Origin of the sequence: Nocardia sp. NPDC127526, assembly GCF_042672265.1 — a bacterium.
Taxonomy (GTDB): domain Bacteria; phylum Actinomycetota; class Actinomycetes; order Mycobacteriales; family Mycobacteriaceae; genus Nocardia.
Window position 1 is genome coordinate 285,034 of record NZ_JBHXVO010000003.1, and the last position, 25,285, is coordinate 310,318.

At 62.3% G+C, this 25,285-nt stretch carries 31 protein-coding genes and 1 tRNA gene; 30 read left to right on the forward strand and 2 right to left on the reverse strand.

The window, feature by feature from the left end; translation table 11 throughout:
- The first annotated feature begins 126 nt into the window (after positions 1 to 126).
- Entirely contained in the window at positions 127 to 402 is a 276-nt protein-coding gene (locus ACFVIV_RS07460; protein ID WP_379194222.1) for a hypothetical protein, read from the forward strand.
- Here the strand turns inward: ACFVIV_RS07460 and ACFVIV_RS07465 are convergent.
- Positions 301 to 564 (reverse strand): helix-turn-helix domain-containing protein, encoded by a 264-nt coding sequence (locus ACFVIV_RS07465; protein WP_379193948.1) that lies wholly within the window; start codon positions 562 to 564, stop codon positions 301 to 303. The two genes, ACFVIV_RS07460 and ACFVIV_RS07465, sit on opposite strands and share 102 nt — an antisense overlap.
- 276 nt (positions 565 to 840) lie before the next feature.
- Between ACFVIV_RS07465 and ACFVIV_RS07470 the strand changes: the two genes are divergently transcribed.
- From ACFVIV_RS07470 to ACFVIV_RS07545, 16 genes are all read left to right on the forward strand, one after another.
- Positions 841 to 1,560: a cutinase family protein gene (locus ACFVIV_RS07470; RefSeq protein WP_379193949.1), complete on the forward strand. Its 720-nt coding sequence runs from the start codon at positions 841 to 843 to the stop codon at positions 1,558 to 1,560.
- Positions 1,560 to 2,357 (forward strand): hypothetical protein, encoded by a 798-nt coding sequence (locus ACFVIV_RS07475; protein ID WP_379193950.1) that lies wholly within the window; start codon positions 1,560 to 1,562, stop codon positions 2,355 to 2,357. Before ACFVIV_RS07470 ends, ACFVIV_RS07475 begins: the two co-directional genes overlap by 1 nt.
- An 837-nt stretch (positions 2,358 to 3,194) precedes the next feature.
- Entirely contained in the window at positions 3,195 to 3,404 is a 210-nt protein-coding gene (locus ACFVIV_RS07480) for a hypothetical protein (RefSeq protein ID WP_379193951.1), read from the forward strand.
- Positions 3,405 to 3,701, forward strand: coding sequence for a hypothetical protein (locus tag ACFVIV_RS07485; RefSeq protein ID WP_379193952.1), 297 nt, complete (start codon positions 3,405 to 3,407; stop codon positions 3,699 to 3,701).
- A gap of 231 nt (positions 3,702 to 3,932) precedes the next feature.
- Positions 3,933 to 4,334, forward strand: coding sequence for a hypothetical protein (locus ACFVIV_RS07490; protein ID WP_379193953.1), 402 nt, complete (start codon positions 3,933 to 3,935; stop codon positions 4,332 to 4,334).
- 65 nt (positions 4,335 to 4,399) lie between these two features.
- The gene (locus tag ACFVIV_RS07495) at positions 4,400 to 5,122 is read left to right on the forward strand and encodes an N-acetylmuramoyl-L-alanine amidase (protein ID WP_379193954.1); all 723 of its coding nucleotides are present in this window, start codon (positions 4,400 to 4,402) and stop codon (positions 5,120 to 5,122) included.
- Between the two features lie 104 nt (positions 5,123 to 5,226).
- On the forward strand, positions 5,227 to 5,433 hold the full coding sequence (locus ACFVIV_RS07500) for a hypothetical protein (RefSeq protein WP_379193955.1): 207 nt from the start codon (positions 5,227 to 5,229) through the stop codon (positions 5,431 to 5,433).
- Positions 5,434 to 5,474: 41 nt separating this feature from the next.
- Positions 5,475 to 5,544, forward strand: a tRNA-Trp gene (locus tag ACFVIV_RS07505).
- Positions 5,545 to 5,597: 53 nt separating this feature from the next.
- Positions 5,598 to 6,263 carry a hypothetical protein gene (locus ACFVIV_RS07510; RefSeq protein ID WP_379193956.1) on the forward strand — a complete coding sequence of 222 codons (666 nt, stop codon included), beginning with the start codon at positions 5,598 to 5,600 and terminating at the stop codon, positions 6,261 to 6,263.
- Positions 6,264 to 6,308: 45 nt separating this feature from the next.
- Positions 6,309 to 6,557: a hypothetical protein gene (locus ACFVIV_RS07515; protein WP_379193957.1), complete on the forward strand. Its 249-nt coding sequence runs from the start codon at positions 6,309 to 6,311 to the stop codon at positions 6,555 to 6,557.
- A 14-nt stretch (positions 6,558 to 6,571) separates the two neighbouring features.
- Positions 6,572 to 7,006: a hypothetical protein gene (locus ACFVIV_RS07520; protein WP_379193958.1), complete on the forward strand. Its 435-nt coding sequence runs from the start codon at positions 6,572 to 6,574 to the stop codon at positions 7,004 to 7,006.
- A gap of 101 nt (positions 7,007 to 7,107) precedes the next feature.
- On the forward strand, positions 7,108 to 7,773 hold the full coding sequence (locus ACFVIV_RS07525; protein WP_379193959.1) for a hypothetical protein: 666 nt from the start codon (positions 7,108 to 7,110) through the stop codon (positions 7,771 to 7,773).
- A gap of 135 nt (positions 7,774 to 7,908) precedes the next feature.
- A complete protein-coding gene (locus ACFVIV_RS07530) occupies positions 7,909 to 8,073 on the forward strand; it encodes a hypothetical protein (protein WP_379193960.1) in 165 nt (54 codons plus the stop codon).
- Between the two features lie 24 nt (positions 8,074 to 8,097).
- Positions 8,098 to 8,430, forward strand: a complete 333-nt coding sequence (locus ACFVIV_RS07535; protein ID WP_379193961.1) for a hypothetical protein — start codon at positions 8,098 to 8,100, stop codon at positions 8,428 to 8,430.
- A gap of 167 nt (positions 8,431 to 8,597) precedes the next feature.
- Positions 8,598 to 8,912, forward strand: coding sequence for a hypothetical protein (locus ACFVIV_RS07540; protein ID WP_379193962.1), 315 nt, complete (start codon positions 8,598 to 8,600; stop codon positions 8,910 to 8,912).
- The gene (locus ACFVIV_RS07545; protein ID WP_379193963.1) at positions 8,912 to 9,301 is read left to right on the forward strand and encodes a hypothetical protein; all 390 of its coding nucleotides are present in this window, start codon (positions 8,912 to 8,914) and stop codon (positions 9,299 to 9,301) included. The genes ACFVIV_RS07540 and ACFVIV_RS07545 overlap by 1 nt, the downstream gene beginning before the upstream one ends.
- 56 nt (positions 9,302 to 9,357) lie before the next feature.
- On the opposite strand, the gene ACFVIV_RS07550 is transcribed toward ACFVIV_RS07545, so the two are convergent.
- Entirely contained in the window at positions 9,358 to 9,945 is a 588-nt protein-coding gene (locus ACFVIV_RS07550) for a hypothetical protein (protein WP_379193964.1), read from the reverse strand.
- 62 nt (positions 9,946 to 10,007) lie between these two features.
- On the opposite strand from ACFVIV_RS07550, the gene ACFVIV_RS07555 reads away from it, so the two are divergent.
- From ACFVIV_RS07555 to ACFVIV_RS07615, 13 genes are all read left to right on the forward strand, one after another.
- A complete protein-coding gene (locus ACFVIV_RS07555) occupies positions 10,008 to 11,465 on the forward strand; it encodes a hypothetical protein (RefSeq protein ID WP_379193965.1) in 1,458 nt (485 codons plus the stop codon).
- 80 nt (positions 11,466 to 11,545) lie between these two features.
- Entirely contained in the window at positions 11,546 to 12,430 is an 885-nt protein-coding gene (locus tag ACFVIV_RS07560; protein ID WP_379193966.1) for a phage tail protein, read from the forward strand.
- Positions 12,427 to 14,109 (forward strand): phage tail protein, encoded by a 1,683-nt coding sequence (locus ACFVIV_RS07565; protein ID WP_379193967.1) that lies wholly within the window; start codon positions 12,427 to 12,429, stop codon positions 14,107 to 14,109. Before ACFVIV_RS07560 ends, ACFVIV_RS07565 begins: the two co-directional genes overlap by 4 nt.
- 41 nt (positions 14,110 to 14,150) lie before the next feature.
- Positions 14,151 to 14,588: a DUF2744 domain-containing protein gene (locus ACFVIV_RS07570; RefSeq protein WP_379193968.1), complete on the forward strand. Its 438-nt coding sequence runs from the start codon at positions 14,151 to 14,153 to the stop codon at positions 14,586 to 14,588.
- Positions 14,585 to 15,970, forward strand: coding sequence for a hypothetical protein (locus tag ACFVIV_RS07575; RefSeq protein WP_379193969.1), 1,386 nt, complete (start codon positions 14,585 to 14,587; stop codon positions 15,968 to 15,970). Before ACFVIV_RS07570 ends, ACFVIV_RS07575 begins: the two co-directional genes overlap by 4 nt.
- 45 nt (positions 15,971 to 16,015) lie before the next feature.
- Positions 16,016 to 16,351, forward strand: coding sequence for a hypothetical protein (locus tag ACFVIV_RS07580; protein ID WP_379193970.1), 336 nt, complete (start codon positions 16,016 to 16,018; stop codon positions 16,349 to 16,351).
- Positions 16,352 to 16,430: 79 nt separating this feature from the next.
- On the forward strand, positions 16,431 to 16,781 hold the full coding sequence (locus ACFVIV_RS07585; protein ID WP_379193971.1) for a hypothetical protein: 351 nt from the start codon (positions 16,431 to 16,433) through the stop codon (positions 16,779 to 16,781).
- Positions 16,782 to 16,833: 52 nt separating this feature from the next.
- On the forward strand, positions 16,834 to 17,793 hold the full coding sequence (locus tag ACFVIV_RS07590) for a hypothetical protein (RefSeq protein ID WP_379193972.1): 960 nt from the start codon (positions 16,834 to 16,836) through the stop codon (positions 17,791 to 17,793).
- A gap of 364 nt (positions 17,794 to 18,157) precedes the next feature.
- Positions 18,158 to 21,079 carry a hypothetical protein gene (locus ACFVIV_RS07595; protein WP_379193973.1) on the forward strand — a complete coding sequence of 974 codons (2,922 nt, stop codon included), beginning with the start codon at positions 18,158 to 18,160 and terminating at the stop codon, positions 21,077 to 21,079.
- Positions 21,080 to 21,131: 52 nt separating this feature from the next.
- A complete protein-coding gene (locus tag ACFVIV_RS07600) occupies positions 21,132 to 21,848 on the forward strand; it encodes a hypothetical protein (RefSeq protein WP_379193974.1) in 717 nt (238 codons plus the stop codon).
- 429 nt (positions 21,849 to 22,277) lie between these two features.
- A complete protein-coding gene (locus ACFVIV_RS07605; RefSeq protein ID WP_379193975.1) occupies positions 22,278 to 22,637 on the forward strand; it encodes a hypothetical protein in 360 nt (119 codons plus the stop codon).
- Positions 22,638 to 23,120: 483 nt separating this feature from the next.
- The gene (locus tag ACFVIV_RS07610; RefSeq protein WP_379193976.1) at positions 23,121 to 23,888 is read left to right on the forward strand and encodes a hypothetical protein; all 768 of its coding nucleotides are present in this window, start codon (positions 23,121 to 23,123) and stop codon (positions 23,886 to 23,888) included.
- A 72-nt stretch (positions 23,889 to 23,960) separates the two neighbouring features.
- On the forward strand, positions 23,961 to 25,214 hold the full coding sequence (locus ACFVIV_RS07615; RefSeq protein WP_379193977.1) for an acyltransferase family protein: 1,254 nt from the start codon (positions 23,961 to 23,963) through the stop codon (positions 25,212 to 25,214).
- Positions 25,215 to 25,285 lie beyond the last annotated feature (71 nt).

A 25,285-nucleotide genomic window follows, 5' to 3' on the forward strand; every position in this document is an offset into this window, starting at 1 on the left:
GCCGCTGATCGTGAGTGCCGGCACTAGACGATGATCGAGTCGCTGACCGAGCGACCGTGGGGCGGGGTTCATTGCGGCTTCGAGCCGCCCGGGGGGAATCTCAAATGATGTGGAGGGGTTACCGCTGTGTCTGCGAATGCGCTCACGATGTGGTTCGCTCGGATTTTCGACACCACCGCCATCGAGGTCGTGGCCGAGCGAGCGGGCGCCGAGGTGGCGGAGCGAGTGATGTGGGGCCGGGCGACGATCGCGGATCTGTTCGTGGCGTCGACGGTGCTGGGCCGGAGCCTGGCTGAGCTGCTACCGCTGACCCTCGACCAGCTGGACGGCTTGCCGCATGAACTCGACCGGCGAAATGCCGAGCGCCTCGCACAGGGCGAAGAGCTGATGCATATCGGGTGAGCGCTCCCCGTTTTCGAAGCGCTGGATCGTACTGACCGCCAGACCGGAGGCGGCCGCCAGCTGTGGCCTGGTCATCCTTCGCCGACCGCGGGCGGCAAGGAGCTCCTCGCCCACGGCGCGATTGATTCCGTCGTGGAGGTTCTGGAATTCCATACGGACCATTCTGAGGTCCGAACGGAATTCACGCAACCACCTGCGGTGATGCCGACCTGCTCTGGAGAGGCTCCAGATAATCGGCCTACTAGAGGTCCGTTTGGACTTGATCGAAGTCCAAACGGACCTTAATGTGAGCCGTATGGACCTGTTTGTGAGTCGGAGCCTCGGTCGGATCGTCCGGTTCCCTGCCGCTGACCTGCCTTCGGATGAGCTGGGTGCTGACTCCAGCCGCCACTCTGTCGCATGTAGGCCACGCCGCCGACGTGATCGGAGCGTGGCAGCGTGATCGACGTTCTGATCGTCGGCGGCACCTGGGCGCCCCACGGCGAGCCCGTGACCGACACCTTCGCCCGCACCCTCGACCACAGCCGCTTCGCCCCGCGCATGGTCCCCTACCCGGCGGACTACGGCCGCGAGGTCTCCTACGCCCAGAGCAGCGCGGCGGGGAAGGCCGCGCTCCTCGAAGCCATCGCGGAATCCCCCAATCGTGTTGTGGTAGCGGGCTATTCCCAAGGCGCGGCCATCGCGGGCGATGTGGCCGCCGAAATCGGCCGCGGCCTGTGGCCGGAGCTGGAGGTAGCCGCCTGCGCCCTGATCGCCGACCCCCTGCGCCCCGCCGGTGCATGCGTCGGCCCCGACCCGGGCGGCTACGGCATCGCCGGCCAACGCTGGATCGCCGACATCCCCACCTTCTGGTCCGCCACCCCCGGCGACCCCATCACCGCCCTCCCCGCCGGCAACGCCCTCCGCCTGGTAGCCGACCTCTCCCGCTTCTACTGCCTCTCCGACCCCGAAGCAACCCTCCGCTGGGGCCAAGACATGGCCGACACCGTCCTGCACCGCCGCATGCAGCGCTGGTGGGCCCCCAAGAACTGGTCCGCCTGGTCCGGCGCCCTCGCCTACGCCCGCGGCTACCTCACCGACGGCCGCCACACCACCGACTACGTCCGCCACGGCCACGCCGCCCGCCTCGCCGAAACCATCAACCGAGAGGTCGCCTGATGTCGCCCGCCGAGCCCCACCTGTACCTGACCCACGACGAAATCCGCGACCTCGCCGCCATGCTCCGCGAAATCCCCTCGCTCGCCGAAGATCTCGAGGACTCGGTAGCCGGCCGCGCCCGCCTGAGCGACCCCAACTTCCGCCTCAACACCCGAACCAGCGACCAGCCCCTCCCCTTCAGTCCGGGCGCAGCGAAGGTCCGCGACCACCTCCACACCATCCTGGTCGGCTGGGTCCGCCTGATCTGCGAACAACGCGCCACCACCTACCCCGGCCACCCCTCCACCGGAGCCCTGGCCCGCTGGCTCGAGCAAAACCTCATCGCCTTCGCCATGACCGAAGGCGTCGAATCCGCCCCCGCGGAGATCCGCGCCGCATTCGAAGCAGCCGAAGCCATCGTCTGCCCCCAACCCGAGCGGATCACCATCAACCCGAACGCAGTAGCCGCCGCCCGCCGCGCCCGCCTCAACGCCTCCGGAATCGCCACTCTCGCCAAACAGTTGGGCGAGCCCTTCCGCACCCTCACGGTCCGCCGCATCCAAACCCTGCGCGACGCGGGCAAGGTCCACCCCATCCCCGGCCCCTGGGCAACGGATTGGCCCGAGCAGTTCGCGGTCGGCGAAGTACTGGACGCCCACCTCGCCCATCCCATCCGCACAAGAACGACGACGCCCGCTCAACGTGGCAGCCACGCCCCACGGCTCCGAAAGGCGGTGAACCCAGATGACTTTCACACTTTCGCAACTCATCGAGATGTCGACCCACGATGCTCCGGACGCATCGCTCACACTCAGTGAAGCGCACGAGATCATGCGTCTACACCGCGAGTGCGCTGCCTGCTACTGCCCGCGGAAGACGGCAGCGTTCGAAACGTTGATCGCAGCCGGCTGCATTGTTCCCGACTCCGGTCGCAGGCTCTAATGCTCGAGCCGCTCGCAGTCACCTCGTATCAGTCACGCTCAGCGCCCGGCCCTCGAGGTTCCGGCCCGAAGCCGACATCGCCGGCCGCCCAACTCGACTGCTGGTAGGCCAAATTCGATCGATCGACATCGACTATGTGAAGGGCGACCCGGTGGGCTACCTGACGCGAGAGGAACTGACCGAGCTGGACGCCGTGATCATCCGGTACCTCGGACTCGATTAGAGGTACGAAACGAGGAAGTCCCGGCCCGCGCCTGCGGGCCGGGACTTCGTCATTTCTGGACCGCTTCGTAGGTGGCTGGTCAATGAAAGGGCGGTCTCACCAGCATATTTCATGAATCTTCAGGATGGGTGTTGACATTCCGCTTCGCTTAAGTGAAGCTATCTGCAGCGCCACAGTTGCGCCTTCATCCCGAAATCACGGGAAACAATCACTCCGGCATCGGGTTTCAGCCTCGTTGCCAATCCGAATCGTGTTCACCAGAACCCTCGATCCACGCCCGGATCGGGGGTTCTGCCGTTTCAGCACACGTGCCTCTCGAATCAGGAGGACCAGCAATGGTTTTCGGTCTCACAGTCGACCAGTTGATTCACATCGGTGGTCTCGTCATCCAGCTTCTGGCAACTCTGGCCCCGCTGGTCCTGTAATTCACCCGCGGTCTCTGCTTCCAGAGCGGCAATCGGGGACCGCGGCGTTGTCGGAAGGAAACATCATGCGTATCAACAGGGTTCCCGAGCCCGCTCTGGTGCGATCCGTTCTCGTCGCTATTACCGGAGTCATCGCATTCGCCGTCGGCCGCCAGGTGGACACCGAATGGATCGACACTGCGCTCACCATCTACGGACTCATCACTCCGCTGATCGCTGGCGCACTCATCAGACCGGCGGTGACTCCGGTCCAACCCGCGGACGGTGAGGCCTGAATGCATTCATGGCTCAACCCGGATCTCGTGCAAGCCATGGGAGTCGCAGTCGCAACCGTAATCGGCGCCGTAACCGCCTGGCAGGCACGTGAAGTAACCAAACTCCGCGAACGCGTCGCCGCCCTCGAAGATCAAGCCGCCGACGACCAGCGCCGCTTCCGCGACGCCATCCGCCTGATCCGCGCCCTGCAACGCCATATCGATGAACTGCTCGGCTTCCTCAGGCTGCATGTCCCCGGTCAAGAACCTCCGCAGGCGAGTTACAAGATCCCCGCCACCCTCGAAGAAGAAATCTAACGGCCCACCGCCGTTTCACAGCCCATGTGGCCGGCCCCCGAAACCTCTCACTAGGTACAACGCGGGTTCAGAGCCAGCCACATGCCCGCCCCTCGCGCGCCCGTCTCCCGCAGGTGGTCCGCGGTCGCAGACACGGTCGCAGCGCTAGGGGCGCAACGGTCCCGCCTCCGATCCTCCCCTCTCCGGGGGCGGGACCCCCAAACCTCGGCGAAATTCACGAAGGAGAATCAAATGACGAGAATGGTTCGAATCACCGTCGCGCCCTTGAGCGAATGGAGCACGATTGAAGTGCCGGTCGGCGCGACATTCGTTTGGGCGAAACCCACCGGCCGTGGTGGTATCGGAGTTCCGCCTGCCAGGGACGCTATCGGAATGTATTGGAGCGTCAAGAACAGCGTGACGGGCGAAGAGGAGCCTTCCGCAGGCACAGAGCCTTGGCTGATCCGGGTGGGCAACGAACCGGACTCGGGTTTTCCGGGCAACCCGAACCCCTATCCGTTTCCGACCAGCGTTTCAGGTCTGCCCAACGCGGTTCCGTTCGTCAGTGACGACCTTTTCATCTGGGTGAAGAAGAAGGGCCTGTTCGACCCCGACTTCCCGGTGAACAAATTCCCGGATCGCAATCCGTCGTAATCTCTTGAACGGAAGTTGATCTCGGCATGTCTTGGACTGGAGATCCGGTCTGGCTAGCGGATGTATTGCGTGAAGCCGGATTGCAGGTAATCGAACATGACGGCTGGCGCGACCGCGGACACGGCGATTTCGCCGATATCCGCGGCGTGCTCTGCCACCACACCGCCGGCGGCGGCGCCAACGACTGGCGCATAGTCCAGTACGGCCGCCCCGACCTGGAAGGACCACTGGCGCAGCTGGTCCTGGAACGTGACGGCACCTACCGCGTCATCGCCGCCGGCGTGTGCTGGCATGCCGGGCGTGGTTCCTGGCCCGGCTGGCCGACCAATAACGCCAACTATCACGTCATCGGAATCGAAGCCGTCTCCCGCGGCGACGGAACTGATTGGACCCCAGCACAACTGGATGCCTACAAGCGTGGCTGCGCTGCCATCTTGGCCCGTCTGGGCCGCACCGCCGCGGATTGCGTGGCGCATCGCGAGTACAGCAGCGAAGGCAAGATCGACCCTGCCGGCATCGATATGGACGAGTTCCGTCGTGACGTTCAGGGTTTCATCGATGGAAAGGATGCGCCCATGAGCGCAGCGGAAGTCCGGCAAATCACCGATTTCATCGCTGATTTCTGCGGACCGATCGGCAGCGATGTCAAAGACATCCGTGAACAGCTGTGCGGTCTGGGCCAGCGCGATGCCACGCAGTACGGTGGCTGGCCGCAGCTGGACAACCGCACGGTCGTCGACGCACTCGCCGAGGTAATCGCGCGGTTGGACCGGCTCGAAAGCCGCTGACAGAGAACGTATTCCAGCGTGACAAACGCCGGATTTGTCGTCCGGCACAAAATCCAGGCTACAGCGGGGGCGTACGTTCCCGCCTCGAAATCGAAAGGACGAACATGACTGTCCAGGAAAAGATCAATGCCATCGGTGATCAGGTCGCTTACGTGCGTGATCTGGTGGTGAAGATCCGCGCCGAGATTCAGTGGCTCAAGGCGAACCCCCAGGCCGAGTACTTGGACTTCAAGCGGGTTGATGCCCTGCTGGAGAACCTGAAGGCGCACGCCGAGCACACCGACGCAGAGCTTCCTGATCTGCCGAAGTAGGCATCGATGCCGGGAGTCTTCCTGGGACTACCCGGCGCTCTATGGGCGAGCTGGTGGCAGCGGACCGGTCTCCAAAACCGGTACCAGGGAGTTCGACTCTCCCCGCCCGTGCACACGCACACGACGACGTGCGCCAACGATTCACAGCTAATGGACGGTCGAATATGTCTTATGAGGGTCTGCGTATCAATTCCGAGGAGGAACCCCGTCCGGATTCCGGTGACGGGCTGCTGTCCACCGCGGGTGTAGGGACCATTGGATCGTTTCTGCAATGGTCCACTGGTGCAAGCGATTTGGGGGAGAGCATCGGTAAGTCGTTCCTTTCTGCCGCCGGACTCGCCGAAGGTGGTGAGCCCGAGGGGCGACAGGATTACGACGACGGATTTCTCGCGACATCGCGGCCGGGTCGCCTTTTCGGCTTCCTGCAATGGCCGAGCTGGTTCAACATCGCCAAGAGTACCGTTGATCAGTTCACGGCATACGGTGGAACGGCAGCCGTTCAGGCGGGTCTCTCCGCTCTTGTCGGCTCGGTCGCGGGTCCCGCCGGTGCCGCTGCCGCCGTCGCGGTGAGCACGCTGACGTCCTCGGTGCAGAATGTGTTGCAGCAGTTCACCACACCGCCGCAGACGCAGACCGGCGGCGGGTTGCCGAAAGCGACTCCACTGCCGCAGGTCCTCCCGCTGAACAACGGCGTGTTCGATCAGCAGTCATTCGGACCGAGCATTGATCGCACCACGACGATCAATGTGCTGAAGACGACTGAATACAAGCCGAATACGAGCGATCCGCTGATCGGGCGGATGGAACAGTATCTGTCCCCGTTGCTCTGACGTACCCGGCTCCTTTCTGTACTTGTTCGTTTCCACGGATTGCCCGTGAACCTGATGATGGAGAAGAACGTGCCTACTCCCGACAATTCCCCCGGCCTCGCCCAAACCATCACATCCGATGTCCATGCCTTGGTTTCCCGCTTGTTCAGTGTGCGGGCGGATATCGATGTACTGCTCAATCTCGCCCAGGGCGTGTCCATGACCGTCGATGCCGCACTGCCCGCGCCCGCGCCGCCGGCCGGCGACACCTCCGGTGACGTCGTCACGGTCGGCTCGACTTCGGAAGAGGCGTGATGGCAACCTATCCCGTGGCGGGGGAGTTCCCCGATTTCGAACAGTTCATGGTCGATCTGTTCACTCCGATCGCCACCACCGTTACCGCACTACCGGCCACGTCGGATGCGCTGCAGTCGTCGTTGCCGCTGATTTGGGTGCGGCTGGGCGGCGGAACGCTGGACATCAACGCGGTCACCTACAAGGCGACCGTGAATGTCGTCGCGTTCGGCACCACACGCGGCGCGGCGCAACAACTCGTGGTGCGCATTCGCGAAGCGATGCTGGCTGCGCCCGCCAGCCGTGTCAACGGCGTCCTCGTCGACTACGTCGAGGAGATCGCAGCCGAGGAGCAGAAGTTCCATCCGCCGATCCTGCGGCGCAGCCGCGGTCTGACCGAGGTCCCCGACCTCGATCCGCTCAACCAGATGGTCGAGATCGCCTTCTCGATCGAAGCCCGCCGCCAGTAGGCGGACCGAAACCCTGTCCCGGATAGGGCGTTTCACCGGCACCGCTCGGTGCCGTTTCCGTTAAACCCTGCCCGCACTCGCGGGCGTTCGAATGGAGACTCATGCTTGCCACCAACCTCACCGATCTCAAGAATGCTCAGCGGTCGCTGTTGCTGAAGCCGCTGGACGCTGCCGTGTTCATCGCTCCTTGGTACACCGCTGCGCCGTCGTCGTTCACCGATTCCACCGGTGCCCTGCAGCCGCTGCCGGCCGCCTACCAGCCTGTCGGTCTGATCGATAAGAAGACCGGTATCGCCTTCGCCCGCGGCATCACCGCCGCCCCGATCGAGGCCTACGGTGAACTGCAGCCGGTGCGCAACGACATCACCAGCGACATCACCACCATCGAGTTCCAGCCGCAGCAGACCAGCGCGCTGACCCTGAGCCTGACCACGAGCACCAATATGGCGAAGGTCAAGTCGAATGCCACCTCCGGTGAGGTGTTCTTCCCGCAGCCGGCGTCGGAGGAGATCACCTACTACTCGGCGATCATCATCGGCAAGGACGGCAATGACGCCGAGCCGATCTACGTGTTCAAGGTGCTGCCGAAGGTCGCCGTTTCCAAGTTCGGTGGCGAGCAGTGGAACCCGACCGAGGTCCTCGCCCAGAAGCTGACCATGGTCGCGTTCAAGGACGACACCGCGGGCTACGCCGTGGCGCACGGCTTCGGCGGCCTCGGTTGGAAGAAGGTCGTGGCCAAGACCGGCATCGCCGCCGCAACGGCCTGACGTCGTCAAGCTCAGCGGAGATTCTCCCTGATCACCCAGGTCCCGACCTGGGGGTGGGGCGTGCCATGTGTCTCCGGTCATGGCACGCCCCACAACATTTCTGTCCACATTTCCGGAGAAGGAAGCAGGTCCACCGTGTCCGCCATCCCCACCGAATACCCCGTCACCATGACCGACGGCGAGAACGACTACGTCGTGTCCTCGGCCACCGAGTACGTCAACGCCGTCTACAAGCTCGGCCATGAACTCAAGGCCGAAACCGCAGCCGCCGCCCCGCGCCGCGCCGCGAAGACCAAGTAACACAACATATTCCGGAGATCAGTCATGACAACCACTCACGATGCGGCCGCCAAGGCCGAGGTCGGCGGCCGTTTCCACGAGCTGCAGCAGGAGCTCGCCCCGCGCCGACGCGCGCCCTACCGCTTGACCGAGGACATCGCCATTCCGCCGGTTACCCGGGGCCAGCTGCTGGCCCTGCGCCGGACCAACAACGACGACGAGCAGATGGCCATCGTGCTGGGCGACCAGTACGAAGCCGTCGAAGCGCTCTTCGCGGACCGGCCGCTGGACGAGTGGTTGGCCTTCCAAAAGGATCTCTACGCCCACCTCTTCGGCCAGGGCTCTTCGGAGCTGCCGGGGGGATCGTCGGGCTCGTAGAGTTCTGGGAACGTTTCGGTGCCGCGCTCGACTACGACCTACTCGAGCGCGGGATCGACGTCCGGGACTGCTTCGGGCCCAACACGATTCGCACGCGCGATTGGCGCACCATCTGGGCCATCAAGGACAAGCTGCCGCACGGCTGCCAGTATCGTTCGGCGCTTGCGATGGATCGCGAGCTCGCCGAGCAGATGGTCGCCGCCGAACAAGCCGAAGCTCAGCTCGAGTCCTATGAGGAGCCTGAAACCTCCAGCGGCCCAACGCCAGAGGGCTACACCATTGACACGTACCTGCTGCTGTCGATCATCGACGCATTGCAGGGCGTTCAAGCGGCGGTGATCGCGGCCGCAGGTGGCGATCCGCCGAGAATCACACCGATGCCCCGGCCCGTCACCGCAGCGGACCAGGTCCGTGACGAGTACCGCGACCGTTCGATGCAAAAACTCATCGACCAGTTCACTGCCTCTACCTGGGAGAACTGATGATCTATTCTGCGACACTGCCGGCCCAGAGCATGGGGACGGCCGATGTGACCGTGCTTGCGGGCGTCTATTCCCCCAGCTTCTACAGCGGCGACACCGTCACCGATGTCAAACTGGTGGCCCCGCACGGGTTTCCGGTCGTCACTGGTGCGACCCCGAATAACGCCACCATCTCGGTCCGACAGCTCAGGAATGGCGTACCGATCCAGACCATCGCGAGTCTGACTGTGACCACGGGGGTTTCGCTCAGCCCGGCGATGCCGGTGACGATTCCGATCGTGCAGCAACCGACTCTGCTGGCAGGTGACGTTCTCGACGTGCAGATGCACCAAAACGGGTCTGGCCTAGCGATCGGGTCGGGCTTGCTGCTGTCGGTCTTCGTAAGCTGACCGACAGGGGAATTCCGGCCACGCCGAGGCTCCAAATCGCATTGGCGGAGTCTGGGTCAGCCACATCGCCAACGGCCGACGATGTGGGTCGTCTGACTCGACTGTGTCGAGTCAGGATTCCACGGCCCCAGCCAGGCATCGAGCGTTCCGCCTGTGCGGTCGGCGTCAATCGTGATTGTGGAACTCGGGACCGTACACGGGCTGTTGCGGGTGCACTCGGCCGATTTCCGTAGTGTCGGATCGCCATCGATGAACAGCTGCACGCTGTCGAAGAGACCGTCGGTCCTGATGAGCAGTCCGACTCGATGCCCACCGACGATTCCAACTATGGTCGCGCCCTCAGAGCGGCGGGTTTGCAGGTCCTGGGCAAGCATTCCGCCTGCGTCATCGTTGGTGAAGCAGCGAGTTTTCGACGGTGCGGCATCGAGCGTCGTCCCGTCAGACAAGCGGGTCTGCTCGACAGGATGGTCGGGGGTGCGGCCGTAGACACTGAGGCCGGTGTCGAGCGTGCCCGTGAGATGGCCGTGGAATGTGAGTTCCTCCGGGAGATCTGCGAGTTGCGGCCCGTCGCTGCTAGTGGCACAACCGCCGATTGTCATTGCGAGAACCGCGATGCCGGCCGCGACGACGAACTTCTTGCTCACCGGTCCGAACAACTTCACCAACTCCGTCGTGCCGTCACGATTACAACGAAGGATGCCCCACGATGTTCGATGACCATACACGTCACCTCGGACCACCGCTGCTCCGGTTCGTCGCCGATGATGCGCGGTTCGATGACCCCGAGCCAGCGCCTGCGGGATGGGCGCAAGGCGGTACACCGGCCGGCTTCAACGGTGCACTGGAAGACACACCGCCCGACGTCCTGGATCCCAACCCCAGGGCCGCGGGTTTCCAAGACCATATCCACGACCCCGCGAACGCCAATGACCATTATGGGCAACCCTACTGGGGATCCAGCCCAAAACCGTGGAACGAACGGACTGTCAACCAGGCCGAGATGCGAGCCGCGCCGATGTACTTCGACGGGATCGGCGCTGACCTTGCGGCAGATCTGTTCCGGGCCTTCTTGCGAAACAACCGCAGCAGCTATGAAATTGGTGCCAGTCACGTTGATGAGGCTGTACTCGGGACAAAGTGGGCCAGAAGCGCTCTCTTCTTTGGCCAGGATCGCCGGTTCCATCCCGCCATGGCGAACGATCCTCGGCTTCAGCCCGACTGGATGACGCTCCGCCAGCAGGACCAGTTCTTGCCGGGGGACGTGCACGACAACGGTATTCAGGATCAGATCGACGAAGCGATCCGACGTGCCCGTGCCGATCCCTCGCTCTATGGGAAGCCGCAGCAGACCAAGGTCCCGTGGATGCGGACCCCGTATGACGCGAACAACGACGATAACTTCCGGGTGAACCTTGCCCTGGGGCATTACCACCTCGGTGCTGTCGGCGCGATCACCGTGTACGCACCCGACGATCCAGATCACCCGAATGGATACGAGGCGACCTTCAACGCCAAAATCTGGGACTATTACAACTTCCCGTGGCGAGAACCACGCCCCGACGACAGCGACGAGATCCGGAAGAATATCGAACGAAACAACCAGGCGAACGAACTGCACTCATCCGGTGTCGCACGGAATTTCATCGACTTCGGTACCTCGAACACCATTGTGCAGCGAGGCACCATCGGCGCCGATGGCAGGGCACCCCGGGACTTCGAGTACACCGTCAACGGCGAGCGGTTCCGCATTCAGGAACGTAACCCCGACGGAACGTACAAGGATCGGTATGACCCGGCCAACAACGGCGGCGTCCAAAGGCCCGCGTACGCCGCAGGGGGAAGTGTCCAAGGGCCGGGCTCGTCGATCGGTGACAAAATTCCGGCATGGTTGTCCGATGGCGAGTTCGTGATGAACGCGCGGTCGACGTCGGTGAACAGGCCATTTCTGCAGGCGCTCAACGCTGATCCGTTCTTCCTGCAGACGATGCTTGCGCAGCGGGACCGCGCTGCTGAGGCGAGGGCCAGTGCGAACGCGGGTGCCTATGCGTCCGCGCCGTCCGGCAATGGTCCCGCGACGGTGAATATCTCCATGTCGAGTTCCGAGGACATCGTCGCGCGGCTGAAAGTGCTGTCGACACAGTGGGAGCTCATGAATTCCCGATAGTGCGTGTCCAATTGCCTGTTTGGCTGAGATCGCCTGTCGGTGAGTCTATTTCAGATTTTCAAGAGAATTGAGGTGAGGTTGTGGCGTCGAATGCCGCGATGATCACGGTGACCGGGGTCGATGGATCGGTGTGGACGATCGCCGGCCAGGGGCGGGGCCGTGAGGGTGTGGAGTTGGCGACGGCTCCGAGTGGTTTGTACGACGCGCCGGTGACGACGATTTGGAACCAGTCGGCGTTCCAGATCGGGTCGTCGTTCGGCGGGTATCGGACGAACAAGCGGGATGTCGTGTTCGCTGTAAATGTTTTCGAGGCGGCGGGCCGGTCATGGGAGTCGGTCGATTCGGCGTGGCGGAAAGCTTGGGCGTATGACCGGGATTCGATCCTGACGATTACGACCGACTTCGGGACGCGGTCGCTCAAGCTGCGGATGTCGGAGCAGCCGGACTTCAAGCCGGATAAGGATCCGCATCTGAAGTCGATGGGCAAGGTCGTAATGACCTGCGTCGCAGGCAATCCGTGGTGGGTGGAGTCCGATGAGACCGGTACCTGGAGCTCGACCATCGACACCACCGGTGAGGGAAAGAGTCAGAGCGGCACGATCACCGTCGCCAACCCGACCGATCAGCCGATGTGGTTGAAGTGGGTGTGCTCGGCACCGGGCAAGTGGACGCTTCCGGACTTCTCCTGGGGTGAAGTTGAGCGCGACAAGGCGCGCGTGATCACGTTGCCGTTGGCTCGTGCCGGACAAGACCTGACGGTTGATACCGATCCGATGGAAGAGATGATCGTCGCCGCGGACTCCGCGCAGATCTGGGCCTTGATGAACGGTGTCAGCTTCCTGTATCCGGTACCGGCGTACACGCCGGCCACAGAGGTGCCGGTATCGGTGACCGGTGCGCCCGCGGGCGCGTCGGTGATGGTGGTGCAGCCGCGCAACTGGTCGCGTCCGTGGGGGCTGCAGTGACAGCGGTGATGGACCTGCCCGCTGTTTACGCGAATGCGCAGGCGGTCAAGGTAAGTCGCAAACAGCAGCGATTCTCACGGCCGTTGATCCGGCTGTGGGACGGTGACTGGAATCTGCGCGGCGTATGTGGTGCCGAGATCAGCGCCAACTTCCGGTGGGTGCTCAATCAGTCCGGCACCGGAATGCTGGTGCTGCCGTATGACTATTACCTGGCCAAGTGGGCCGTCGATATCAACGGCCGTGCCAAGCGAAATGTGCACATCACCGTCGACAAGGACGGGTCGCGCTGGGACGGCCGGTTGGAGAAGGCGGTCATCAAGACCGACGAGCATGGCGTGACAACCGTCGAGTTGCTGTTCATGCACTCCTATCAGGAACTCAAACACATCTACTGCTGGTCGAATCCGTTCTTGCCGGCGGCGGTGCAGTTCCCGCGCGAGTTCATCCTGGCCGGGCCCAGCGTCTGGGTGCTGAAGACGGCGCTGCATCTGAACTTGCTGCGGCTACACGGATTCGGGAAATGGGAGCTGCCGGATGACCCGGTGGATGCCGGCGCGTGGGGCAATCTGAACCAGTCCAACTGGTCGGTCGTGGTCAAGCCCGGTGATTTCCACTCCGACACCTCGTTGTGGACGATCTTCGGTGCCCGATTCCGGTCCTTCCATGAAGTCGCTTCCGGCACATTGGAAACCGCTCAATTGGCGGTTGTGACACGCCGCTGGCTCGCCGGTGATCCGCCGCCGTGGCCGGGAGCCAAACTGCGCCACGGCTGCCTGGTGGTCGACATTGTCGACAAGTCCGGTTTCTGGTCCGGCACGAGCACCGGCGGCAATATGTGGGACGGTCTGGAGCGCACCAAGCAGGTACTGGACAACACGCTGCTGGACTACAGCCCGGATGTGCTGCCGGACAACAATGTGCCGGAGCTGTACAAGAACCCGGGCTGGATGGGCACGCTGCCGTCGAACCCGTGGGTGGTGTACCGGCGGAACGATTACACCGGTATCCAGACCTCGTCGTTCGTGGTCAACCCGTCCTCGGCGACGCGGGTGCTCACCGGCGGTCACTCGATGCCCGGTGTGAACGAGGCGATCTCCTCGGCGATCCAGTTCGTCGGCATGGTCGCCGCCGGCGCGCTGGGAGTGGTCCCGATCGTCGGTCCGGTGCTGGCGGGTGTCGCCAACGGTACGACCGCGGTGGTCGACACCATCGCGATGGCGCTCTTGTCGGACACGCTGCTGGCGTGGATGGAGTTCCAATCCCCGCAGCGTGAGAAGAATGCGGGCTGGTCGCACTATTTCGAGCACTTCGAGACCAGCGCGTCGCGCGCCTACACTCTCGGCTCGCTGCTCAGCCTGGGTGAGGGCCTGTGGAAGACGCGCCAGCACTTCACCCACAAGTTCACCGTCGCCAATGGTGAGCCCTATCTGATCGGAGACCAGGGCTATGGCCACTTCTTCCTCGGTGACCGGGTCGGTTCCACCGTCAAGGGCATGCCCGAGGGCTCGATCTACGTCGACCAGGTGAGCGAGCTCGAACTGGCCTGGTCGCGCACCGCCAGCCCGGCCTGGCAGGTCACGGTCGGCTCCGACCGCGATCACGGCATGCCGTTCGCCAAGTCCATGCGTGTGATCGCCGATATCGCCGACGCGATCCAGGCCCTCGCCGTCCAGATGTAATCCCCGTCCCGACACTCTCTTTCGCACGACCGGAGACAATCATGGCAATTCCCTTGCACGAGGACTGCGATCCCAACGATCCCTATCAGGCGTTCGTGTGGGCGTTGGTCGGCCTGCCCGGACCCCACAACTCGCCACTGCTGGTGCACCCCGATGTGCTCCGACAGTGGTCGAAACATCTGTGGGACTTGGGATTCCGGCACGACCCCGAGCAGCAGACCAAGGAATATCACCCGCCTGCTCGCGGTGTCACCCACTGGCTCAACGGTTCTGGACAGTGGGCGGCGAAGGGTGCGCCACGTCCGCCGGAGTCCTCCGCACCCGATATCACCGAACTCACCCCGGACGAGCGGATGCACCTGGCGCAGCAGCTGCGGGAGTCCGGTGAGCTCGGGCACCTTGTCGACCCGCGCGAGCTCGATCTCAATCAGGCCAGGATCGGCACGGCCGCCGACATGATGGCCGAGGAACGCCGATGACCAGCCCTGACAAGAAGATTCCGCCCGGCGCGTATACCGGCGGCTCGATCCGCAAACTCCAGAAGGTCACCTGGGAATCTGCCCAGGCCTCGGTCATGTCCAGCGTGATGGGTTCATTCGCTGGTCTGGACGCGGTCGGTACGAATCTGAACGGGGCCACCAATCGAGCGTTGGAGGCGGCGAATTCGGCGCAGGCCGGTGCCGCGCAAGCGCAATCGACCGCGTACGCGGTGCAAGCCACGTCGGCGTCCAACGCGTCCGAGATCGCCAAGCTGAAAACCGAGCAGAAACAGAACGAGGTCGGCGGCGCGGCGATCACCGATCTGTTCGACACGTGGGACGCCACGATGTGGACCGTCGCCAAGTGGGCCGATGGCGCCCACGCCGTCCCCGACATGGCTGTGATCAGCGGTCAGGCGGGTATCGCCAAGAGTGGAAATGCGGCTACGGGCGGCAATTTCGCGCTGTACCGGACACCGCTGATGACCGACTCGCAGTCGGTGTCGCTGGTGCTGGGGCGACCCAACCAGGCCAAGGATTTCACCGGCAGCGGGATCCTGCTTCGCGCGGCCGCCGACTTCTCGAGTTTCGTCATGGTGCAGATCGGCACAACCCGCATCTACTTGCAACGCGCCGCGCTGGTCGGTGGCAAGCTCCAGGTCACGACCTGGGCCGAAGCGACGAATCTGACCCTGGCCACCGGTGACACCGTGACCGTGGCCGCGACCGGGGACTGGTACGAGGTGCTGCTCAACGGCATCGCCGTGCTCGGCTATCGCGACAGCGCCGTCACCTCCCCGGTCGGTCCCAACAACCGGTGGGCGGGCTTGTGGAGTGCGTGTCATGTCGCCTCGAACTGGGCTGGCACGATCAACTACTTCGGTTTCGACATCGACTCCTTCGCCGCGGCGGACACATCATCACCGCCACTGGTGGGCACGGGCTGGTCGCTGTACCGCCGCAGCACCACAGCGGTGACTCAACCCGCGGGAACGAATCGTTTCGGCGCGGTCTTCGACGCCATCCGGCAGGCCAAGAACGTCAATATCGTCGACGTTCCCACCGGCGCGGTGCAGATCACCAAGGCCGGCTGGTACGTGATGAGCGTCGGCGCCCGATGGTCGAAACCCTGTGGGACGGGCTTCAACTTCAACGTCGGGCTGTGGACCGCACCCAATCCCGGCGGCGAATGGCGATACATCCGCAACGGCGGAGAGTCCGAAGGATCCAAGGTCTACGGAGTCGCAGGCACGTTCATCGTCTTCGCCGGTGCCGGAAGCGTATGGGCACCAGGCTATTACATCGCTGGCGCGAATGACATGACCGGCGATCCGTCGGGCATCTACACCTATTTCGACGGCACCCTGTGCTCCTTTGCCTGAGCTACTCCGATTCGGGCCGTCGACTCCAACACAGCAGAGGAACCCATGAGCACACTCAACGATCCTGGCTACCTGGGCTATCAGCCCACCCTGCAACCGCTGAAGCTCACCACCGGTGCCAGCTTCGTGCAAACCATCCAGCCCTCCGGCGGCGCCGTATTCCCAGCCGGCACAAAGGTTTCCATCGTGCTGACCACGCCCGGCGGCCAGCCGCTGGGCACCTGGCCCGCGACCGTCACCGACACCGCCGCGACCTGGGCCGTGCCCGCCGCGACGTGCGACGACATCCCGTCGAACTCCCGCTACACCATGCTGGTCACCTACCTCACCAGCCCGGTGACTACCTACGCCTGGTACGCGGGCACCGTCATCCGCACCTAGTTCTGCTCCCATCGCTCCTCTCGATTCCGGGAGTAGCTGAATCACCCATTCCCGCAACAACTCTCAAGGAGTACAAGCCATGGCTATCGCCGTCACCTCGACCAAGAACGCACTGTGCGCCGCCTACGCCACCCTCGCGCAGACCATCTACGTTTCCGTCCACGTGGCCGATCCCGGCGCCGAAGGCAAGAACGAAGCCTCCGGCGGTTCGCCCGCCTACGCCCGTAAGCCGACCACGTGGAACGCTCCGGCCAACGGCCAGATCACCGGCGGCCAGGTCACCATCGACCTGCCCGCCGGCACCTACACCCACGCCGGCCTCTGGAGCGCGGCCTCCGGCGGCACCTTCATCGACAAGGTCGCCATCGCCCCTACCACCCTCGGCGCCCAGGGCACCCTGCTCATCACCCCGACTTTCACCATGAGCTGACCGGCAAACCGGTGTCGAAAGTTATTCGTTCACAACCAAATCGGAGGCTGTCATGACAGCACCCGGGCAGGTGTTCACAGCAAGGCTGCCGACACCGCCGACGGCAGTCCCCGCCGTCCCAGCGGCGTCGACCATCATCGTCGACGCCCCGCAACCAGCCCGTACCTCGATCGATGGAACCCGCATCCCAGTCGTTCCACCGTTCGTCTACGCCGCATTCTCCGGATCTACGCAAAACACCCCGATCTTCAAGCCATCGGCCACCGCGACGGCTGGGCTCAGCGGGCTCGGAACGTTGACCACGGCAATCGCGTACACGAAGCAGTGGAGCACACCGGCCTTCGGCAACGAGGGAACCGCGACCGCGGGTGTCAGCGTCGGCGCAGGCGGCCAGGTCGTCGTCACAGCGTCGTTCGGCGGTGACAGCTATACGGTGGCCGGCAACGCGGCCTTCTCCGGTGTGGCGGGGCTGTCGGCCTCAGTCGTCCCGTACCTGTCGGCGGCCGCCGCGTTCGGCACCATCGGCACGTCCATGAGCACGAATGTTGGTCCGATCCCCGCGACCGCCATCGGGGTGGGAACACTGTCCGCAGCGGTCGCCCCAGCATTCCGTCCTTCTGGCATGACCAAGAACGGCGACCAGTCACTGACCGGTGATTGGACCGATATCTACGGGTGGATCGCCGATACCGGCAGCTTCCCGGGTTCGACGATCAACGGCAACGGACTTGTCGTCCAGGGAACCGAGTTGAAAGCGGTCATTTCGGCGACGGTCCCGTACGTGATCGCAAGTGGTTTTGGTGGTCCTCGACAGGCCGTGCGGCTGCTGGTGAACGGTGAAGAGGTTGCCAAGAGCCAAGAGGTGAGCGGTTGGTCAGGCACCATGACCGCCACCGCCTCGCTGCGGGTGAACGCGGGAGACCGCGTGACCATTCAGGGCTGGTCCAGCCACAACGCCGCGGTGCGCAACGGCACCGGAACCTGGGTACGAATCCAACGCGCCCAGCCATAGAGGTTTTGCTTCCTGCGGCGGTGCCCACGCGTTGCGAATCCTGCTACGTCACAGGTGTTTTGCGAAAGTGCGCTACACCGCAGTTATCCGCCGAGCTGGCCGTTCACGACCTGACAACCGAGAAGTGCCTCCGCTGGACCTGTTACAGGTCCGGCGGAGGTCTTCTTTATCCCCGCCAAGCGTGATGTGAGCCGCGGCCAGATCACCTCACCGCTCCCTTCGGATTCGGTGGGGTTCTTCATATTCATTCACCTGCGGCACGCCCCGGCAAGCCTGCTCATGGTCGATTCTTACCCGATGGTGTGAGAAGTGTCTGCTCGGGCCAGGGTGTGTGCGCTGTTCGAGATACAGCGAGTGAGTCTCAATGGGCCTCTGGAACAAGATTACGAATGCCGTTGACAAGGCGACTGATTGGGTTGGGGACAAGCTCGGTGGCGATTCCGATTCGAAAGATAACAAAAATGTCTCTAATGGAACTCCGCCCCCGAGTAATTCAGAAAAGACACAAACTACCCTGACGCCAGACCAGCAGAAGCTAGCCGATCTTGCTCTGGGGCAAGGGGCGAATGCCCAACAGCAGGCACAGCCAGTTCCAAACGTTGGAAATCCGTCGATCGGCGCTGGAAATCCTGCCGGTGCGGCGCCGATACTCCAAGGTCCCACGAAAACGTATACCGCGGATAACGTTCCTGGAGTTTCCACGTCGGTAGCTCCCGATCTCGCGACGTTGGCTGTCCCGCAACCAGCAAACGGCAACAACGCTCCGAAAACCCAAGCGCCTGAGAGTATTGGCGTGGTCGGCCAGCTGATGCTGGGTATGGCACCGCCTGGGAGCAAGTTCGAGGGGCAGACAGGCTACGGCCTCGATGGTTCGGTCGTCACCGACTGGAACCTGGTGGTACCAGGTCAGGAACCTACCCACTGGGCGACAACGAAGCAGACCCCTAACGAGAACGGGACGTGGACGAATGCCGTCTACGGCTCGGACGGTAAACCCACGTCGATTGAAGTCAGTCCACATCCCTTCGGCACTATGGGCCAGCTGGTTGAGGAGATGAGCCCTGCGGGCACGAACTTCGTGCCAACGGAAGTCCAAAACAAAGACGGCCTACAGATTATCGATTGGGATGTTGTCGGTCCTGGCTTTACACCAGTCCATTGGGGCCGAGCCGAGCGTCTAGAGCTCGGCGGCGGGATGATCGTAAATTCGAGCTATGCCTCAGACAATACTACCCGTCTTGGAATATCCCTCACGGATGCCTCAGGTGTAACTCTCAACTATCGGCCCGCGCTCGGCGCAGACGGAAACCCGGATCCTCAAAAGTGGTTGGCCACAGATGGGATCAACCTCTACACCCTCTCGGTTGGAATCGATCCGGCCGGAAATCCCACATACACACCTAATCGATCTCTGATCCCCCCATCGCCGAAAACCTACGATCTACCGGGTTTGGCTGGAGATGTCCTCGATGCCGTGTACTTCTGGAACCCGATTCAGGCGGGAGTTGGCAAGGCCGGCGTAAATGCCCTGGTCGGCATAGGTGGAATCTTGGGTTGGTGGGACGAGATCCCTGGTGGGCCAAATCTCTATAATTTGCCCTCGCAGCAGCAAAGTAAAGATGGTTTCGTCGATTTGCTAACGGCAGTAGGGCAGGACTATCTCTACCTCCAACTCGACTATCGTGACGCCGCCGGAAACAGGATATATAGCCCAGGTGGAAATCTTGACCGCCAGCAAGCTGTACTGAATGCATACAACGATCTATCCAAGCTCGTAATCGGCACCGACTGGAGTCAGTTCGAGGAAAACCCGTGGGACACGGTCGGCTCGGCTGTCTTCGGCATCGGAACCTTTCTGATCCCTGGTCCCAAGGGCATGGGCGCGCTCACCAAAGGTGCCGGTGCCGCCGACTCGATGGGTGGTGCGGGCCGACTAGGCGCAGTTCCGGATACACCCTGGCCGGAACTCCCTAGAAGAGCAGGGCCCGGAACGCCGCACCGCAATCAACGTATGGATGACGGACTTGGCGGATCAACGCGTCCGATGCTAGGCGAGCTCGCGCTTGAAATTGACAGGCTGACAACGGCGGGCATGGGTGAATCGGAAATCATTGCCGCCATCCGCAACAAGGGCATCGGCGACGATGTGCTTCGTAACGACCAGATCAGCGCCGCCGTCGCTGCGTCGAAAGAAAGGCCTGGCCTGCTAAACGCTGACCAGAGTATGGGAAGCAACGGCATGATATACGGTCCAGGAGGCAAAGCGCCTGCCGAAGACCTTCCTCTCGGCAGAAATCCGTTTACTCCAGAAGAGCCGAAGCCGCCCAAGTACACCCCACAAGAGTCCAAGAAACTCGGGGAAGATCTCCGGAGGGACACTCCGGCAACAAATACTGCCCACATGGAGAAGATTGATGGCAGCAAGGTCAAGGCGTGGACCTTGCCTGGTAGGGCGGACTTGTCCTCACAGGCACGAGGGAAGCTTGGCGAGTCCTTTACGCGGGCTCAGCTCGAGCTCCGCAATAGGGATCTAAGGGAGCAGGGTGTCGCTAACGTAGCCGATGCGTTAGAGCAAGGATCGGTGCAGGTTCCACTCAGTGATGGCACGTTCGTGGAAATCCATCCTGACTTCATCTATTTCGATCCAGAAACAGGCACGGCGAGGTTTTATGATTCGAAGTTTTCTGAAGGAGCTAGTTACACAGAGAATCAGCTCGATGGCTATCGGGCGTTGGTTGATGGCAAGAATGTAGATGGTATACGCACTGATCTCACATTCAGGGATCTGCAACTGACCGATCGCGCATTGAGATGGCTGCGAGAAAATAGGATATCTCTGGACACGCCGATCTCGGGCGTGGAAACTCATGCGTGGAATACTGAATACATGCCGGACGCGAATATTCTCGCCGAAGCGCAACGTGATCTCGCCGGTCGGGTTGCTGAGCCGGGTAGTAGCTTGAGTCAAGCTCAGGAATTCTTGAACAACCAGCTATACCCTGCGGTCAAGCCGATTTCATTCGCGACACCGTTGATACCTCCAACTGTATTTGGCCTTCAGTCGATCGATGCGGGAGCATGGTTGGCCGATATTGCTAACAATGGGCTTGGTGGCCCCGGGGTGCCCAATTTGTCGCAGTCCATCAGCCAAGATTGGCAGCTGGCTCGTGGCCCACAGGGTGAGAAGCTTGATCAATCGCTGCAGATTACTGTAGCTGTTCGAGGCGATCAACACTCAGACAGTGAGATTTTGAAAGCCAACGGGTACGTCCCCGTCGGATGGTGAGCGGATATTCGGTAAGCTAAACCGGTGTAACTGCACGGAAGGCAGGGGCGAGTTGAGCGGAACGATTAGTCATTACAAGGTGTTGTTGGGGGAGGAGCTTTCGTCGAAACTGGCTGAGCGAGGCTTGCTGCTCTCGGCCGATCTGAGCCAGGGCGACAGCCTGTGGTTCGTTGGGCAAGTGCCAGCGGTCCCCCGCTTGACCATGGCTGTGGAGTGTCTGGTGGAGACTCTCAAGGGCAGGATGGGAATGGCGGCATACGCCCATCTAATGTCGGTTGAGGTTGCTGAAGTGACCCGTAGCTTCCCCCTAGCTGCCCGGTCGAAGGAATGGTCGGACACTGACTACGATCTCAGTCTTGTCGAGATGACGGCCTTCAACAATTACATCAAGGCGGGCTGGTACGGAGTGTTCGATCTCGATGACGAGGCGAGCGTTGCCAGCGCGGCCGAGTGGGTGATGCAGTGTGTCCGGGGTCCGGTAGGTGAGTGGTTTTCGCAGCGTGACAGCCTGGCCAAGCTTGTCGGACTTGCCAAGTACCCCACGCCGAAGTCTGTAGACCAAGCAAATCCAGATGCCGAGCGACTGCGCGCGACCGTGATCTTGTGTGCGCTGAACGGTCGCTTGGCTGATGCGGCAGGTTTGATGGGTTGGTATCTCCAGGCTGGGCGATTCAGTGATTTCGATTCCTTCGAGCGGGCGACAGCGTTCGATATCGCTCTGCGTCAGCGGTTCCCCGGATACAGGGATGCCCGAGAGCTTATGGCCTGATCTGGACTCGGATCTCATGGCCTCGCGCAACATACGCCATGGAGTGATTCGCCTACTAGCTCGCCACCCGATCGGTGGCGAGCTAGTGAGCATCTTCCGGTTTAGGGTGCGGGTTCGCTCCGAAGAATGAGGTCGATTCGTGGCTGTCAGAGCCCACTTTGTTGTCACGCATGTAGTGTCTAGCAGTGGAGTTGAGTGCAGGCCGAGACGGACAACTCGTCGAGTTGGTCGAAGCAGGTGTATCTGAGTCATTAGAGCGGAACGGTTTCGCACGGTCGCTGCCGTTGGATCCTGATTGGGGTGTGTGGTTTACCGCTCTGGAAGGCGCAATTCCGAACTTGACTCCTGCGATCACACTGGGATTCGAGAAGCATCGGCATGGCGGTATCGGTGTCGCGGGGCACGTGTCGATTAGGTCCGATGCGGTCGGTGAAGTACTCGCGGCGCTGCCGTCTCATGCCTGAGCCGGATCGGGTCGACAGCGCTGTCGAATGGTTCATGGACTTTGTCTCCGGGCCGGCGGCTGAGTGGTTCGCCGGGCGGGATTCGATCGAGAAGCTTGTCGAGCTCGCCAAGACTCCTAACGCCGGGACCATCGACAACATCAGTCCGCGACGTTTGCGGGGGATCGCCACCCTATGTGTTGTGAACGGTCGGATGGACGACGCTCACTCACTGATGGACTGGTACATACAGCGCGGCAAGTTCAACGTCCTGGATTCGTTGGAGCGAGCCTCAGCTTTCGACGCGGCTTTGGCCATGTGTTTTCCTACGTATCGGGAGCGGTGACGCGCCGGCGAGAGCTATCTGACATCAACAGATTTGGTGACGCTGGGGTGAACGGCCTCGCATCACCGAACTCATGATCGACCTCTAAGCCTGGATCAGCGCCTGGAACGCCGACGTCAAACCCTTTGTCTGGTGCTACCGGTCGCGGCTGATGGAGGGCTCGATAACGGTGTCTGCGGCAAGGGTATCGGTGCAGGCATGGGTATTTCGTTTCGACGAGAATGAATTCCTTGTCGCCGAGAGCGATTCGGGTACTGCAACCTGATGAAGGCGGACCGGCTCCGAACTTCATCTTGGCGTTGCTGGTTGCATCGGCGGTGGTGGTGGCAGGAGTGGCATCGGCTGGGGCGGGAGCGGTGGTCGGCTGCTCTGAGGAGAAACCGGGCGACATAGATGCCGTAGGTCTGTCGATCTGTGGTGAATGAAGGCGGTGTTCCCGATCTTGGGGGTGCCGCTCTTTTTGAGCAGGTAGGAAGGTAAATCATGGCGTACACGCAGGTTAGCTTGCCGTTCGGGGATCTTCAGGGGCCGATTGGGCTCGAAGTCGATTCAGTGGGGAATACCTATGTCTCCAACCAAGGTGCGCGGCGGATCGAGAAGCTGTCATCTGATCACGCCCAAAGCTCGCTGCCAATGACCTTCGAAGGGACGCCTGCGGGTATCCGGGTTGATCAGGGCGGCAACATTTTTGCGGTGGACTATGGCGGTGGACGGGTCCTCAAGCTCGGGCGCGACGGGGTGGTTGTTGAACTCCCGTTCGTAGGACTGGACCGCTTCCCGAACGATGTGGACGTCGATGCGGTCGGCAATGTCTATGTCACCGATGGAGGGAATAACCGGGTGGTTCGACTGTCTCCGGACGGGACGCAGGTCGAACTACCCTTCACCGGCTTGTCCGGGCCGCATGGCATCCGGGTGGATCCCACCGGGAACATCACTGTCGCGAACAAGTCGGGATACAGTGTCGTTCGCTTGAATCCGCAAGGTATTCAGACGAAGGTGCCCTTCTCTCGGGTTCTGGGCCCCACCGGCGTGGATGTGGATGCTGAAGGCAATACCTACGTCACCAACTTCGGTGCGGATTCATTCATGATTCCGATTGCGGTGGTGAGTCCCGCGGGCGTTACTTCAGAGGTTCCGTTCCGCCAGTCCAGCGTGATGCGGCCGGTCGATATTCGTGTCGACAATGCTGGCAACATCACCGTCCTCGACTGGACGGGATCTGTGCAGCGGCTTGTGGTGACGGCCTAGATGGCCCGATCTGGAAGGTCTGCCGGCTCAGTTGATGCTGGAACCTGACGGCACCTTCAGTAGCATCTGGTCGTGAGTGTTGATGCCGCAGTAGCGGTTCCGGTTACGCCGGGTAAACGAGTGGTGCGCGGGCGGGGCGGGCGGTTCGAGTTTCTCGATGCGCTTCGGGGGTTGGCGGCCTTGGCGGTTGTGATTCAGCACTCGGCGGAGCGGCTCTGGCCGGAGTATTTCCGCTTCTCGCAAGCACATTTCGGGCTCGGGCAGTTCGGGGTGTTCGTCTTCTTTCTCGTCAGTGGGTTCATCATCCCTGCGTCGATGGAGCGAGGGCGGTCGCTGGGTGCGTTCTGGGTGGGACGATTTTTCCGGCTGTATCCGTTGTACTGGGTCTGTCTGATTGCAGCGATGATCCTGTACTCGGTACAGCGTTACAACCTGCCGGCGGATTTTCTCGAGCATCCCGTGCGCAACTTCATGATGAACCTCACCATGGTGCAGTTCTTCATCGGCGGCGCGGATATTCAGGTAATCGGCGCCTCTTGGTCGTTGTCCTATGAACTGGCGTTCTATCTGTTTCTGTCGCTGTTGCTGATTGCCGGGCTCAGCCGTCGGTCGGCGCCCCTGGCGGTTCTCGCGGTCGCTTTGATTCTTCCCGGGGCGTTCCTGCCACCCTCGATGATCACCGGCTCGCAGGCCGGTGTTGTGACGCGTTCGGTGGTGGTGGTCGCGACGGTCCTGGTCGCTGTGGTGTTCGCCTTCTGGGCTGGTGACCGGCGGTCGGCCCTGGCCGCGATCCTGCTTGTATTCATCACCGTCCCTTTGGTTCTCAATCAGCCCGGGGCGTCGGTGTTGACCTTCGGCTATTTCGCCACCATGTTTGTCGGAACGGCGCTCTACCGGATCACTTCGGGTGAGCTCACCGCGCGACGCGGGTGGGCGGTGTTCGGGTTCGCGGTGTGTGTCATTTTCGGGATCAGCCTCTTCGTGGAACCCACCCTGGACCCGATCACCGGTGTCTGGATCACCTGGGTGAAGCAGCCCGCCACCATCATTCCCGCCTATCTGCTGTTCGCGGCGGCGCTGTTGTTGCGGCGCTATTCTTTCCCGCGCCCATTGCTGTTCCTGGGGCGGATCAGCTACTCGCTCTACCTCGTTCACGCCCTCGTGCTCGACGCCCTGCCCCGCTGGACAGCGCCCGTCGCCGGCATTTCCGCGGCCTGGCTCACCTTGGGCACGTGGGTGATCGGTGCGGTGGTGATCGCGGCCGTGACCTACCGCACGATCGAGAAACCGTTCCACAACCTAGGCCACCGTTTGATCAGCAAATAGCCGTACGAAATCGGGCTGGGGAGCCTGCGCACCCTCCGGCGTCTGCGCCTTGTGATCGGAGCGGGCGGCGC